13 protein-coding genes are annotated in these 13,436 nt (G+C 74.4%); 3 read left to right on the plus strand and 10 right to left on the minus strand.

Features of this window, described 5'->3' with window-relative positions; translation table 11 throughout:
- Entirely contained in the window at positions 1–1,188 is a 1,188-nt protein-coding gene (locus tag ACWCYY_RS01495; protein ID WP_345283460.1) for an acetyl-CoA C-acyltransferase, read from the minus strand.
- Between the two features lie 36 nt (positions 1,189–1,224).
- Positions 1,225–2,373: an acyl-CoA dehydrogenase family protein gene (locus tag ACWCYY_RS01500; RefSeq protein WP_449794747.1), complete on the minus strand. Its 1,149-nt coding sequence runs from the start codon at positions 2,371–2,373 to the stop codon at positions 1,225–1,227.
- A gap of 152 nt (positions 2,374–2,525) precedes the next feature.
- On the opposite strand from ACWCYY_RS01500, the gene ACWCYY_RS01505 reads away from it, so the two are divergent.
- Positions 2,526–3,179, plus strand: a complete 654-nt coding sequence (locus ACWCYY_RS01505) for a TetR/AcrR family transcriptional regulator (RefSeq protein WP_345283457.1) — start codon at positions 2,526–2,528, stop codon at positions 3,177–3,179.
- A gap of 1 nt (position 3,180) precedes the next feature.
- Here ACWCYY_RS01505 and ACWCYY_RS01510 read toward each other — a convergent pair whose 3' ends face one another.
- The 7 genes from ACWCYY_RS01510 to egtA all read right to left on the minus strand — a co-directional run bounded on the left by ACWCYY_RS01510 (position 3,181) and on the right by egtA (position 11,377).
- Positions 3,181–4,335 (minus strand): aminoglycoside phosphotransferase family protein, encoded by a 1,155-nt coding sequence (locus tag ACWCYY_RS01510; protein WP_449794748.1) that lies wholly within the window; start codon positions 4,333–4,335, stop codon positions 3,181–3,183.
- A gap of 79 nt (positions 4,336–4,414) precedes the next feature.
- Positions 4,415–5,482, minus strand: a complete 1,068-nt coding sequence (locus tag ACWCYY_RS01515; RefSeq protein WP_449794749.1) for an RNA ligase (ATP) — start codon at positions 5,480–5,482, stop codon at positions 4,415–4,417.
- A 70-nt stretch (positions 5,483–5,552) separates the two neighbouring features.
- Positions 5,553–6,689, minus strand: a complete 1,137-nt coding sequence (locus tag ACWCYY_RS01520; RefSeq protein ID WP_449794842.1) for a nitric oxide synthase oxygenase — start codon at positions 6,687–6,689, stop codon at positions 5,553–5,555.
- 203 nt (positions 6,690–6,892) lie between these two features.
- Positions 6,893–7,867: an L-histidine N(alpha)-methyltransferase gene (gene egtD, locus ACWCYY_RS01525; RefSeq protein WP_345283501.1), complete on the minus strand. Its 975-nt coding sequence runs from the start codon at positions 7,865–7,867 to the stop codon at positions 6,893–6,895.
- 56 nt (positions 7,868–7,923) lie between these two features.
- Positions 7,924–8,670, minus strand: a complete 747-nt coding sequence (gene egtC, locus ACWCYY_RS01530; RefSeq protein ID WP_449794750.1) for an ergothioneine biosynthesis protein EgtC — start codon at positions 8,668–8,670, stop codon at positions 7,924–7,926.
- The gene (gene egtB / locus ACWCYY_RS01535; protein WP_449794751.1) at positions 8,670–10,019 is read right to left on the minus strand and encodes an ergothioneine biosynthesis protein EgtB; all 1,350 of its coding nucleotides are present in this window, start codon (positions 10,017–10,019) and stop codon (positions 8,670–8,672) included. Before egtB ends, egtC begins: the two co-directional genes overlap by 1 nt.
- Positions 10,013–11,377 carry an ergothioneine biosynthesis glutamate--cysteine ligase EgtA gene (gene egtA, locus ACWCYY_RS01540; protein ID WP_449794752.1) on the minus strand — a complete coding sequence of 455 codons (1,365 nt, stop codon included), beginning with the start codon at positions 11,375–11,377 and terminating at the stop codon, positions 10,013–10,015. Before egtA ends, egtB begins: the two co-directional genes overlap by 7 nt.
- A gap of 303 nt (positions 11,378–11,680) precedes the next feature.
- Here egtA and ACWCYY_RS01545 point away from each other — a divergent pair, with 303 nt between their 5' ends.
- A complete protein-coding gene (locus ACWCYY_RS01545; protein ID WP_380150502.1) occupies positions 11,681–12,304 on the plus strand; it encodes a DinB family protein in 624 nt (207 codons plus the stop codon).
- A 121-nt stretch (positions 12,305–12,425) separates the two neighbouring features.
- Positions 12,426–12,998: an antibiotic biosynthesis monooxygenase gene (locus tag ACWCYY_RS01550; RefSeq protein WP_380150501.1), complete on the plus strand. Its 573-nt coding sequence runs from the start codon at positions 12,426–12,428 to the stop codon at positions 12,996–12,998.
- A gap of 71 nt (positions 12,999–13,069) precedes the next feature.
- On the opposite strand, the gene ACWCYY_RS01555 is transcribed toward ACWCYY_RS01550, so the two are convergent.
- On the minus strand, positions 13,070–13,426 hold the full coding sequence (locus tag ACWCYY_RS01555) for a hypothetical protein (protein ID WP_380150500.1): 357 nt from the start codon (positions 13,424–13,426) through the stop codon (positions 13,070–13,072).
- Positions 13,427–13,436 lie beyond the last annotated feature (10 nt).

Raw genomic sequence — 13,436 nt, forward strand, 5'->3', positions numbered from 1 at the left:
TCAGACCTTCTCGACCAGAACGGCACTGCCCTGCCCGACCCCGACGCACATGGTGGCCAGCCCTCGCCGGCCGCCGGTGCGCCGCATCCGGTGCAGCAGCGTGGTGAGGATGCGCGCGCCCGAGCTGCCGAGCGGGTGGCCGAGCGCGATGGCCCCGCCGGTCGGGTTGACCAGCTCCGGGTCGATGCCCAGCTCCCGGACGCTGGCGAGCGCCTGTGCGGCGAACGCCTCGTTGAACTCGGCCTCCTGGAGGTCCTCCAGCCGCCAGCCGGTGCGGGCCAGTACCTTGCGGGTGGCGGGGACGGGGCCGATGCCCATCACGTCGGGGTGGACCCCGGCGGAGGCGCCGGCCACGTAGCGGCCGAGCGGCTCCAGGCCGAGGTCGTTCAGGGCCTCCTCGCTGACCAGGATCAGACCGGAGGCGCCGTCGTTCATCGGCGAGGCGTTGCCCGCGGTGACGGTGCCGCCGGCCCGGAAGACGGGCTTGAGGGCGGCGAGGCGCTCCAGGGTGGTGTCCTCGCGGATCGACTCGTCCTGGCTGACCGTCACGCCGTCGGCGCGCAGCACCGGCAGCAGTTCGGCGTCGAAGAGGCCGTCCTTGCGGGCGGCGGCGGCCCGCTGGTGGCTGCGCAGGGCGAAGGCGTCCTGGTCCTCGCGGGTGACGCCGAACCGGCTCGCCACCTCCTCGGCGGTCTCGCCCATGCTCAGCACGCCGTGCAGCTCGCGCATCCGGGGGTTGGTGAGCCGCCAGCCGAGCCGGGTGTCGAAGGTCTCCATCCTGTGCGGGAGGGCCTCGTCGGGGCGGGGCAGCACGAAGGGGGCGCGGCTCATCGACTCGCAGCCGCCGGCCAGCACCACCTCGGCCTCGCCGGAGCCGATGGCCCGGGCGGCGGAGGTGACGGCCTCCATGCCGGAGGCGCAGAGCCGGTTGACGGTGGCGCCCGGGACGGTGTCGGGCAGGCCGGCCAGCAGGACGGCCATCCGGGCGTTGTTGCGGTTGTCCTCGCCGGCCTGGTTGGCGGCGCCCCAGTAGACGTCGTCGATCCGGGCGGGGTCCAACTGCGGTACCTCGTCGAGCAGTCCGCGCAGCACCAGGGCCGAGAGGTCGTCCGGCCGGACGGTGGAGAGCGCGCCGCGCAGCCGCCCGATCGGGGTGCGGCGGGCGGCGGCGAAGTAGACGGGACGCACGGTGGGGCTCCTCAACTACTCAGGGGGCAGGGGATTTCAGAAGGCGTTGACCCCGGTGAGGGCGCGCCCGATGAGCAACTTCTGGATCTGGCTGGTGCCCTCGTAGAGGGTCATCACCCGGGCGTCGCGCAGGTACTTGCCGACCGGGTACTCGTCGATGAAGCCGTAGCCGCCGAACACCTGGAGGGCGTTGTTGGCGGCCTTGACGGCGGCTTCACTGGCGAAGAGCTTGGCGGTGGAGGACTCGGTGGCGAACGGCAGACCCCGGTCGATCAGGTCGGCCACCCGCCAGGTGAGCAGCCGGGCCGCCTCCAGTTCCACCGAGATGTCGGCCAGCATCTCCTGCACCAACTGGTAGGAGGCGATGGGCTTTCCGAACTGCTCGCGCTCGGTGGCGTAGCGGACGGCGGCGTCCAGGCAGGCCCGGGCGATCCCGACGCAGCCGGCCGCCACCGACATCCGGCCCTTGGCCAGGGCGGCCATCGCGACGGTGAAGCCCTTGCCCTCGGGGCCGAGCCGGGCCGAGTCCGGTACCCGGACGGCGTCGAAGGTCAGCTCGGCGGTGGCCTGGCCGCGCAGGCCCAATTTGCCGTGGATCTCCCGGCGTTCGAAGCCCGGGGTGTCGGTGGGCACCAGGAAGGCGGTGATGCCCCGGTGGCCGGCCTCGCCGGTGCGGGCGAAGACCAGGGCGACGTCGGCCCAGGTCCCGTTGGTGATGAAGGTCTTGGCCCCGCTGATCAGCCAGTGGTCGCCGTCCCGGACCGCCTTGGTGCTCAGGTTGGCGGCGTCGGACCCGGTGCCGGGCTCGGTGAGGGCGAAGCAGGCCAGCGCCTCGCCGGAGCAGAGCCGGGGCAGCCAGTGGCGCTTCTGCTCCTCGGTGCCGAAGCCGCTGACCGACTTGGCGACCAGGCCGAGCGAGACCGAGACGATCCCGCGCACCGAGGAGTCGCCCCGGCCGAGCTCCTCCAGCACCAGGCAGTACGCCAGGTGGTCTCCGCCGCTGCCGCCGTACTCCTCGGGGATGGTCAGGCCGAGGAATCCGACCTTGCCCAGCTTGCCGATGACCGCCCGGTCGACCGACTCGGCGCGGTCCCAGTCGGCGGCGTGCGGGACGATCTCGCGGTCGGTGAACTCGGCGGCGAGCTCGCGGACGGCGGCCTGCTCCTCGGAGAGCTCCAGGTTCATGGCGGTCCTCGGCGTCGGTCGGCTACGGGAGGTCGGGGCGGTGGTCAAAACTAGCGGTGCAAGTTTTAATCGACTGTAGCCCGGCCCCGCAAGGGTGGGAAGACCCCGCCTGGAAGACTGGAGCCACCGCCACCCGACCGGAGGAAGCAGCCATGGCCCGCCCGCGCACCCCCCTGCTCAGCCGCGAGCGGATCGTCGCGGCCGCGCTCGCCCTGGTCGACGCCGAGGGGCTGTCCGCGCTCTCCACCCGGCGGCTGGCCACCGAGCTCTCGGTCAGCGGCCCGTCGCTCTACAACCACTTCGCCACCAAGGACGAACTGCTGGACGCGGTGGTGGACGGCGTGATGGGCGAAGTCGACCTGTCGATGTTCCGGCCGTCCGGCGACGGCGGCCCCGCCGACTGGCGCACGGCGCTGCGCGACTGGGCCCGCTCCTACCGGGCGGCACTGGCCGCCCACCCCAACGTGGTGCCGGTGCTGGCCCAGGGCCCCGGACGGCGGCCGAACGCGCTGCGGCTGGCCGACGCCGTCTTCGGCTGCCTGGTCGAGGCCGGGTGGCCGCGCGGTCAGGCCACCCGGATCGGCGCGCTGATGCGGTACTTCATCACCGGCTCGGCGCTCGGCTCCTTCGCGGGCGGCTTCCCCGAGGACGCCGCCCTCTACGGCGAGGAGTACCCCCACCTCGGCGAGGCGCACAAGCTGGCCGAGCACCGCCGCCGGATCGACGAGGGCGCCTTCGAGACCGGCCTGGAGGCCCTCCTGGACGGCCTGGAGCTGCGCTACGCCCGTACCGTGCGGGGGAGTTGAGTCAGCGGGCCAGCGCCGCGCGGACCTCGGACTCCGGGTCGCCGGCGTGGTAGACCCGCTCGGTGGCCTCGATGCCGTCCAGGAACTCCTGGTAGCGGACGGCGTAGCCGAGGTGGACCAACGGTTCGGCCAGCTCCAGGGCGCGGGCCGGGTCGGAGCCCGGGGCGTGGGTGGTCCAGGCCTCGGTCCAGAGGCGGCGGACGGTCTTCCAGCGCTCCTCGGAGAGGAAGTCGCGCGGGCGCAGCCCGTCCACGGCAGGGTGGCCGAGGTAGCTGTCGGAGAAGTCGATGAGGGTGGTGCGCTCTCCGTCGAACCGCCAGTTGCCCGGGTGGAAATCACCGTGCACCAGCGTCTCGGGCAGCCCGCAGGCGGACAACTCGTCGACAATGGAGGGGAGTTCGGACAGCAGCTGCTCGGCGGCGGCGCGCTCCTCGGGCGTCAGGCCGGTGAGCCGGGGCAGTAGCGCGGCGAAGGCGGCCACCAGGGCGCGCGGGGTGCGGTCCGGCAGATCGTCGACCTTGCCGGCGAGGGCGGCCTGGGCCGCGACCAGCCGGGGCACCGCCGCCAGCATGCCGTCCTCCGGCAGGCCCCAGCAGTCCACCCCGGGGGCGTCCGCGAGCAGCAGCCGCCCCGGCTCGGCGGCCAGCACCACGGGCACCGACTCCGGTGTCACCGAGGCGAGGTGACGGATCACCAGGGCCTCGTCCACCGCGAACGGGGGAGTGGTCTTCAGCCAGGCCGAGCCCTCGCCGACCGGCAGCCGGTACAGCCCGGAGAGGTTCCAGCTCTTCACCTGGAGGGCCGGCCCGCTCGCCCCGGCCCGCTCGGCCGCCCAGGCCAGCGCGGCCCGCAGCCCGTCCGGGGTGGCCCAGAGGGCGCGCAGCGGATCGTCGCCGACCTCCAGCGCGGTCGGCTCCAGCCCGGCCGTCGGCCGCGCCAGCGCCTCGACGTGGTAGGCGACGTCACCCCCGACCCCGCCGGTGCCGCCGTGCGCGAGCAGGCGCAGCACCAGCACCGGCACGCCGAGCAGCCGCTCGGCGGCCTCGGCCACCTCGCCGGTCTGCTGCCAGCGGGGGTGCGTCACCGGGAACGGCCCCGCCTGCCCGAGGACCTCGCCCTGGTACGTCACCAACACCGTCACGCTGCGCTCTGTCACGCGCGGCAGTCTGACGAGTAATGATCATCGGAGCAAGTGCTTTTCGGGCGGGCGGGGCCGTTCGCGGACGCGGCGCCGGTCACTCGTACTCGGTGCCGCCCTTGCGGGTGAGGTAGGCGCCGCTGACCACCTTGGCGACGGCCCGCCCGCCGGTCACCGGGCTGTAGCGCTCGACCACCGGCCGGATCACCACGCCCTCGCGGATGTGCAGCGCACGGCCGGAGACGGTCTCCCGGCCATCCGCCAGCTCCAGCACCGTCCCGGTGTCGAACGGGCCGCGCCACAGCTCGGGCACCAACGGCAGCTCCTTCTCCAGGAGTTCGGCCGGGTCCAGCCAGCGCAGCTGACCGTCGATCACCGCGGAGACGGCGAAGACCGCGTACCCGGGCAGCTCGGTGCGGCCGGACTCGCCGTACCCGAGGTCCTGCACGCCGGTGCCGAACACCTCGCCGAAGACGCCGACCCGGGAGGCCCCGAGCCGCTCGGCCAGCCGGGCGGCCACCTCCGGCACGCCGTGCGCCCTGACGGTGCGCCAGTAGAGGTTGGCCCCGTCCTCCTTGAGGGCCAGCCCCTGGGCGCCGATGCCCTTGGAGGAGACCTGGACGGCGCCGGAGTCGGCGTGCAGGGTGAGCAGGCAGCAGGTGCCGTGCAGCTTCTCGGTGACCACCACCGGCTCACCCGGCTCGAAGAGGTCGGGGAAGCGCTTGAGGTTCTCGATGTCCACCCAGGGCAGCAGCTCCGGCGCGGACTCCACCTCGCCGCTCATGCCGACCGGGATCGGCGGCACCCACTTGGTGATGCCCAGGAGCTCGGACAGGTCCGCCCCCTCCGCCTCGGCCCGCACCAGCTCGTCCTCGGAGACCGCGGCCGGGCGGCAGACGATGCCCTGGGAGAGCTCGCCGCGCAGCCGTACCGCCTTGACCCGGTCGTGGTTGCCCCCGGCCAGGCGCCCGGTCAGGCCGAGCTCCTCGATCAGGGCGGCGGGGAGCACGGCCTGCTCGGGGATGTAGACGGCCAGGTCGCCGGTCCGGTACGCGCCCTTGGCGACGACGGCGCGGTAGAGGCCGACCTGGGCCAGCTCCAGCGCGTCGGCGTTCGGATGGGTCAGGACGGTCAGCCGCTCGACCGTCACGCGCAATGTCGACATGTCGGTACCTCCCCCGTTGATGTGGACTGCGCCCACTCTGACCCGGGCCGGACGCCGAGCGCGACGGGTTTTATGACGGGGCGTCGGGAACGCGGGGCAGGAAGGCCGGCCGCAGGTCCGGGTCCACCGGGTCGTAGTAGCGGTGGTACACCGGGGTCAGCCCGCCGGAGACCGGGGGGACGATCCAGCTCCAGTCCGCCGGGGTCGGACGGCCCAGCCGCTCCTCCTGGGCGATGTGCCGGAGGAAGCGCTCCGACTCGGTGTGGTGGTCGGCGATGGTGACGCCCGCCTCCTGGAAGGAGTGCAGCACCGCGACGTTCAGCTCGACCAGCGCGCGGTCCCGCCAGAGCGTCCGCTCGGAGGAGGTGTCCAGGCCCAGACGCCGTGCCACCTCGGGGAGTTGGTGGTAGCGGTCGGCGTCGGCCAGGTTGCGGGCGCCGATCTCGGTGCCCATGTACCAGCCGTTGAACGGGGCCGCCGGGTAGCGGATGCCGCCGATCTCCAGCGTCATGTCGCTGATCGCGGGGACGGCGTACCAGCGCAGGCCCAGCTCGGCGAACCAGGCGTGCTCGGGGTGGCTGAGCTCCACCTCCAGCACCGCGTCCTCGGGCACCTCGTACCAGTGCGGCTCCTCCTCCGGGCGCCGGCGGACCATCAGCGGCAGCACCTCGAACCGCTCCTCGCCGCCCTTCCAGCCCGACTCCCGGGCCAGCGCGGTCAGTTCGGCCCCGGCCGGGTCGCCGACCAGGGCGCCCTCCGGGGTGGTGTGGCCGGCGTAGCGGACCAGCTGCTGGTTGACGATCCGCGGCCCGGGGCGGCCCGGCCGGTCCGGGGCGAAGACGGTGATCACCGGACGGATCCGCCCGCCGTTGGTGGCCGCCCGCAGGTGGTCGAAGCACTCGGCGGCCAGCTCGTCGGGGGAGTCGACCCCCCGCCGGTCGCGGACCACCAGGCTGCGCCAGTAGAGCCGCCCGATGCAGCGGGCCGCGTTGCGCCAGGCCAGCCGGGCCCCGAAGGCCAGCTCCTCGGCCGTGTGCTCGTAGGTGCCGGTCCGCTCGATCTCGGCGAGCACCTGACGGACCCTCGGCGCCGGGTCGCCGCCGCCGGGCCGCTCCCGGTGGAACTGCCGGACGAAGTCCACCGCCTGCCCGGCGAGCGGATCCGTCGCCGGGGCCTCGGCGGCCGGTGGCGGCGGAGCGGACCCCACCGCCACCGCACCGGAGTACGGACAGCCCGGAGCCGTCGCGACGACGGCGGACCTGCGGGTACGAAGCCGACTGAAGATCAAGGACACCTACCTCCCACGGCCATGGAAGCCCAGGTGCCGGACCGGCCGGACGGAGTGCGGCAATCCCGCCCGGCTGGTGTGATGACCCGCTAAAGTGCGCGCGCGGAGCCGGTCGTGACCGCTCAGTCCCGCGGGAAGGAGAGCGAGAGCCCGAACCGGCCGGCCTCGTCGGTCCACCACTGAGAGAGCTCCAGGCCGGCCGCCGCCAGCTCGGCCTCGATGCCCTCGCGGCGGAACTTCGCCGACACCTCGGTGCGCAGCTCCTCGCCGCGCTCGAACCGCACCGCCAGCCCGAGCCCGCCGATCGTCACGGTCTGCGCGATCCGCGAGCGCAGCCGCATCTCGATCCACTCCTCGCGCTCGTCCCAGAGCGCCACGTGCTCGAACAGGGTCGGGTCGAAGTCGGCGTCCAGCTCCCGGTTGACCACCTGCAGCACGTTCTTGTTGAAGGCCGCCGTCACCCCGGCCGCGTCGTCGTAGGCGCGGACCAGCACCTCGCGGTCCTTCACCAGGTCGGTGCCGAGCAGCAGCGCGTCGCCCGGCGCCATCGCCTCCCGGAGCCGCTTCAGGAAGACCGCCCGCTCGGCCGGCAGGAAGTTGCCCAGCGTGCCACCGAGGAAGACCACCAGCCGGGGGCCGCCGCCGGGCGGCAGGCCGAGCTGCTCGGTGAAGTCGGAGACCACCGCGTGGGTGGTGAGCTCCGGGTAGTCCACGGTCAGCGACTCGGCCGCCGCGGTGAGCGCGCTCTCGCTGACGTCCACCGGCACGTAGGTGCGCAGGGTGCCGAGCTCGCGCAGCGCGTCCAGCAGCAGGCGGGTCTTCTCCGAGGCGCCCGAGCCGAGTTCGACGAGGGTGCGGGCGCCCGTGGCGAGCGCGATCTCGGCGGAGCGGTCGGTCAGGATCTCCCGCTCGGCCCGGGTCGGGTAGTACTCGGGCAGCCGGGTGATGTCCTCGAACAGCTCGCTGCCGCGCGCGTCGTAGAACCACTTCGGCGGCAGCGTCTTCGGACTGGCCGTCAGACCGTGGCGCACGTCGTGGCGTAGCGCGTGGCTGAAGTGGTCGGCGGCGAGCAGGCGGGTCAGCTGGTGGGTCCTCACGGCTGTACTCCTTCGTGCAGCGGGTCGTACATCAGGCAAGTCGGTTCGCGGTTGCATCAGTTGGTGCGGTCGAGGGGGAGGACGGTGACGCCCTCGGCGGTGGCCAGCAGCAGGGAGCGGTCCGGCACCCGCCGCCACCCCGGAGCGTCGTCGCCGGGCTCGGAGGCGATCAGCACCGAACCGGGCCCCGAGCGGTGGTGCAGGTCGTCGCCCCAGGCGGTGGCGGCGAGCGAACTGCCGTCGGTGAGCAGCAGGTTGAGCCGGGCGTCGGTGTGCTTGGCCACCTCGCGGACGGTGTCCGCGAGCGCCTCGCCCAGCTCGGCGCCGGCCCGTAGCCGGTTCAGCACCATGGCCCAGACCAGGGCCGAGTCGGTGCGCGCGGTGAGCGAGAGCAGCTCGGCCGGGGGCAGCTGCGCGGCCAGCCCGCCGAGCTGCTCCGGCCAGCCGGGCAGCACCCCGTTGTGGGCGAACAGCCAGGGCCCGGCGGCGAACGGCGCCGCCGCCTGCTCCCCGGCCGCGCAGCCGTGGGTGGCCGAGCGGACGGCGGCGAGCACCGCTCCGGACCGGACCACCCGGGCCAGGTCGGCGAAGCCCTCGTCGGCCCAGACCGGCCCGGCCCGCCGGTAGCGGGCCGGCACCGGGTCGCCCTCGGCGTACCAGCCGATGCCGAAGCCGTCCACGTTCATCGTCCCGTGCTGCTGCAGCCGGGGCGCCCAGGACTGGCGGTAGAGCCCGGACGGCGGGTCCACCACCAGCTCCCGCAGCGCCACCGGCGGCCCCAGGTAGGCAAGTTGGCGGCACATCAGCCCTGCTCCGCGTCCCGGGCGGTGCGGAAGCCGGAGAAGATCTGCCGCCGGATCGGGTAGTCCCAGTTCCGGAAGGTGCCCCGGCTGGCCACCGGCGCGGCCGCGAAGCAGCCGCCGCGCAGCACCTTGTGCTCCGGGCCGAAGAAGACCTCCGAGTACTCCTCGTACGGCCAGGCCCGGAAGCCCGGGTACGGCCGGAAGTCGCTGGCGGTCCACTCCCACACGTCGCCCATCAACTGCCGGACCCCGTAAGGGGACTGGCCGGCCGGGTAGCTGCCGGCCGGGGCGGGCCGCAGGTGGCGCTGGCCCAGGTTGGCCAGCTCGGCGGTCGGCTCCTGGTCGCCCCAGGGGTAGCGGCGGGAGCGCCCGGTGACCGGGTCGAAACGGGCCGCCTTCTCCCACTCGGCCTCGGTCGGCAGCCGCCGTCCGGCCCAGCGCGCGTAGGCGTCCGCCTCGTACCAACTGACGTGCAGGACCGGCTCGTCGGCCGGCACCGGCTCGGTGGCGCCGAAGCGGCGGCGCAGCCACTCGCCACCCTCGCGGCGCCAGAACAGCGGGGCGGTCAGCCCGGCCTGCTGCCGGTGCGCCCAGCCCGCCTCGGTCCACCAGCGCGGGTCGTCGTAGCCGCCGTCGGCGATGAAGCGCTGGTAGGCGCCGTTGGTCACCGGGGTGGTGTCCAGCCGGTACGCGGCCAACTCGACCCGGTGGGCCGGGCGTTCGTTGTCCAGCGCCCAGGGCTCGGTGTCGGTGCCCATGGTGAACGGACCGGCCGGGATCAGGACCTCGGCCGGCAGCGGGCCGGTCCGGGTGTCCGGCGGCTCGGGGGCGGTGAGCGCGACCGGGCCCCGGCGGAGCTGATGGGTGATCAGCATGGTCTCGTCGTGCTGCTGCTCGTGCTGGACGATCATGCCGAAGGCGAAGCCGTCCCGCAGCAGCGGCGAGGGCCCGTCCAGCGGGGTGGCGGCCAGCAGGTCGAGCGCCCGGCCACGGACTTCGTGGGCGTAGGCGCGGGCCTCGGCGGGCGGCAGCAGCGGCAGCTTGGGGCGCTCGGCGCGCGGGTGCTCGAAGGCGTCGTAGAGCGGGTCGATCTCGGGGTGCATCGGGTCCCGGCCGCCGACGTTGCGCAGCAGCCAGAGCTCCTCCTGGTTGCCGATGTGCGCCAGGTCCCAGACCAGCGGCGACATCAGCGGGGAGTGCTGGGCCGTCAGGTCGTGGTCCCCCAGAGCGGTCAGCCCGGCGGTGCGCTCGCGGGCGGCGAGCAGCTCGGTGGCGATCCGCTCCCGCAGCGCCTCGGCGCCGGTCTCGCGGGTCTGCTCCAGGGACTGGTCCAGGGCTTCGTTCAGCATGCTGCTGCCTCCAGGGCGAGCGGGAGCGCGCCGGAGCGCACGGCGTCGAGTTGGTCGTCGGCGGGGCACCGGCCGCGGGCGGGGTAGCGCTCGGCGAAGTCGGACAGCGCGGTGCGCAGCCGGGCCGCCGGGGCGCCGCGCCGGGCCAGTGCCTGGTCGGCCAGCGCGAAGCAGGCCAGTGCGGCCCGGCGCAGCTGCGGATCGGCCACGGCCAACGTGGCCGCGCGGTGCCAGAGTTCGGTGCGCGGGGGGTGCCGGTCGCGGTAGGACGGGGTGGCCAGCGGCTCCAGCGCCCCGAGGCAGGCGTCGGAGGCGGCCGGGTCGTCCAGCAGGGCGGAGACCAGGGCGAGCGGTGCCTGCCAGCCCTCGCCGGGCTGGGCGTCGATCATCCGCAGCTCCAGGTGGCCGCGCGGGCGGACCGGCGGGAAGAGCGTGGTGCGGTGGTACTCCAAGTCGGCCAGGGTGGGCGGGCGTTCGCCCTCGCCGCGGAGCCAGCCGCGGAAGGTGAGGCCGGGCGGGGCGGTCCACGGCAGGCCGTCCGGGCGGCGCACGCAGAGCACCTCGGCGTCCAGCACGTACTCGGCCCAGCGCTCGCGCGGGTCGCCGTCCAGGGCGGGGGCCAGGGTGCGGGTCGGGTCCATCCGGGACCAGACCAGCTGACGGGTCGACCGGTGGCCGGTCGGGCGGCCGTCCAGCAGCGGGGAGTTGGCGAAGGCGGCGACCAGGACGGGGCCCAGCAGGTGGAGCAGCCGCCAGCGGCTGCCGTGGGAGAGGGGTCCGTCCTCGGTGCCGGCGTCCACGCAGACCTGGGCGGAGGCGGTGCCGGTCATCATCACCCGGCCCCAGGGGTTGGCCCGCTCGAAGTGGCACTCCATGGCCAGGTAGCGGGGGTGGTCCAGCCCCATCCGGCGCTCGCGCTCCAGCGGATCGGTGCCGCTGCCGGTCAGCCGCAGTCGGTGGGCGGCGAGGGTGGTGCGGAGGGCGGCCTGGTCGGCCAGCAGGAGGTCGGCGCAGCCCTCGGGGGTGGCGGCGGGCGGGGAGCTGAGCTCGACCTGCCCGCCCGGCTCACGGGTGAGGACGCTGCCGGAGGGGAGCTGCGGACCGTCCGGCCCCTGGTGGACCGGCAGGGCGCCCAGCGCCTCCGCGAGTCTGGAGGGGGCCACCGGTGCGGCGGGGGCGAGGGTGTCGTGGACGAACCACTCGGCCTCCACCCCGACCAGTCCGGGAGGGCCGATCTTGAAACATATGCCGCTCAGATGGCTCAGCGCGGCGGACTCGCTGAGCGGCTCCGGGTTTTCGACGGCCTGCCGGTCGGGCGCCGACTGGACGGCGGTCAGGCCGGGGCGAAGCGGGGTCACCGGGATCACGTCTCCTTGGGTCGTGCCGCACCGGGTGGGTGCCCGGGCGGGCTCCGGCCGGTCCGGCCGGGCCACGGGCGGCGGGCCGACGGCGCGGCGCCCACGCCGCCCGGGCGTGGAGCTCCTGCCCAGTCTGCTACGGAACTCCTGTTCGCGCCGTGGATTCGACCCGCTGTTCCGCTCATCGTCACTTCCACCTGGGCACTTCCGGCCGGAACGGAACGAACGCGCCACCACCCGCCCGGATCAGGCCAGCAGGAAAACCAGGAGCCCGGGAGCCGCACCGTCGGCAGACTGGCCCGCATGAGCGAAACGGAAGCCTCGAAGACCACCAAGGCCGACCTCCACCTCTATCTCCAGGACGCCCGCGAGGCCCTGCTCTGGAAGGTCGACGGCCTCTCCGAGTACGACCTGCGCCGCCCGGTCACCCGCACCGGCACCAACCTGCTCGGCCTGGTCAAGCACGTCTGCGCGGCCGAGGCCGCCTACTTCGGCGAGACCTTCGGCCGCCCCGTCGAGGCCCCCGGCCTCTGGGTCGCCGACGCGGCCGAGCCCAACGCCGACCTCTGGGCCCGGGCCGACGAGAGCCGCGTCGAGATCCTGGACGCGTACGCCGCGGTCCGGGCGCACGCCGACGGGACGATCCGGCTGCTCGGCCTGGAGGCCGTCGGCCGGGTGCCCTGGGGCCGGCGGAGCGAGCTGACGCTGCGCCGGGCCCTGGTGCACATGACGGCCGAGCTGCACCGGCACGTCGGCCAGGCCGACATCATCCGCGAGCTGATCGACGGCTCGGTGGGCCTGCGGCCGGACGGGGACGTGATGGCCCCCGGCGACGAGGACTGGTGGCGGGCCCACCACGACCGGGTCGAGGCGGCGGCCCGCGAGGCCGCCCACCGGGCGGGGGAGCGGAATCCGGCCACGACCTGACGGATCCTCGACGGACGGGCCGCGGCGGAGGTACCGGGCGTCCATGCTGGGAAGATTCGCGGCCGACCCGACGGCCGGAACGGGAACCAGGCGGCCGGACGGCCGGGGGAGGACCGGAGCAGTGAGCACCACGGCGCAGCAGGAGAACTCCGACCGGATCACGCTGTACATCACCGAGCAGGTCGACCCCGGGCACGAGGAGGACTTCAAGGTCTGGGCCCGCGGCATCCTGAAGGCGGCCGGCACCCACCCGGGCAGCATCGGCACCGGCCTGCTGCCGCCCACCGAGCAGGACGGGCCCTGGCGGCTGCTGCTGCACTTCCGGGACGCCGCCGCCTTCCGCAGCTGGCAGGAGTCCCCGATCCGGGTCGCGCTGCTGGCCAAGGGCCGCGAGGACGGCTACCACCGGATGGTCGGCCGGCAGGAGCTGCGCGGGGTGGACGGCTGGTTCGCCGCCACCGCGGCCCCCGCCCCGGCCGGCCCCAAGCCGGGCCGCTGGAAGATGTGGATCGTCTCCACCCTGGCCATCGCCCCGATCACCTCGGTGGTCAACCTCTTCCTCGTCCCCCACCTCACCGCCCTGCCGGTCCTGCTGCGCACCGTGCTGCTGGCCCCGGTGATCTGCTACCTGATGGTCTACGTGGCCATCCCGCTGGTCACCAAGGCCCTGCGCCGCTGGATCTTCCCGGCCTGACGGGGCCCGCGGACGACGGTGGCCCCGCCGGAAGATCCGGCGGGGCCACCGCTTGACTCACCCTCCCGGGGCTACTCCTGAGGGGCGATCAGCAGTTCGCCGACCCGCTGGCCGGCCGCCTCCCGCACCGAGAAGCCCGCCTGCTCCAGGACGGCCGTGATCGCGGCGTGCATGGCGGCCTGAGCGGTCGTCATCGCCTTGACCTCCGGGTCCGCCAGCAGCTCGGCGTGGGGCACCGACAGGAAGTGCGTCTGCACGCTCGGGTGCACCCGCCACTTCAGGTAGGCGGACGGCGGCAGCTGCTCCCCGTCCGCGACCTCCAGCTGGACGCCGGAGCTCAGCTCGGGGTTCCAGGTGGAGGCGATCGGGAGCCCGGCGCGGACCAGGGCCACCTTCACCTTCTCCACGAAGACGTCGTGTTGGAACACTGCACCCTTC

It is taken from the genome of Kitasatospora sp. NPDC001664 (assembly GCF_053596675.1).

Bases quoted from the DNA above. Each gene is read 5' to 3' on its own strand.
- ACWCYY_RS01500 (WP_449794747.1), bottom strand. From the start codon at position 2,373: ATGAACCTGGAGCTCTCCGAGGAGCAGGCCGCCGTCCGCGAGCTCGCC.
- ACWCYY_RS01505 (WP_345283457.1), top strand. From the start codon at position 2,526: ATGGCCCGCCCGCGCACCCCCCTGCTCAGCCGCGAGCGGATCGTCGCG.
- ACWCYY_RS01515 (WP_449794749.1), bottom strand. From the start codon at position 5,482: ATGTCGACATTGCGCGTGACGGTCGAGCGGCTGACCGTCCTGACCCAT.
- egtC (WP_449794750.1), bottom strand. From the start codon at position 8,670: ATGTGCCGCCAACTTGCCTACCTGGGGCCGCCGGTGGCGCTGCGGGAG.
- egtB (WP_449794751.1), bottom strand. From the start codon at position 10,019: ATGCTGAACGAAGCCCTGGACCAGTCCCTGGAGCAGACCCGCGAGACC.
- ACWCYY_RS01545 (WP_380150502.1), top strand. From the start codon at position 11,681: ATGAGCGAAACGGAAGCCTCGAAGACCACCAAGGCCGACCTCCACCTC.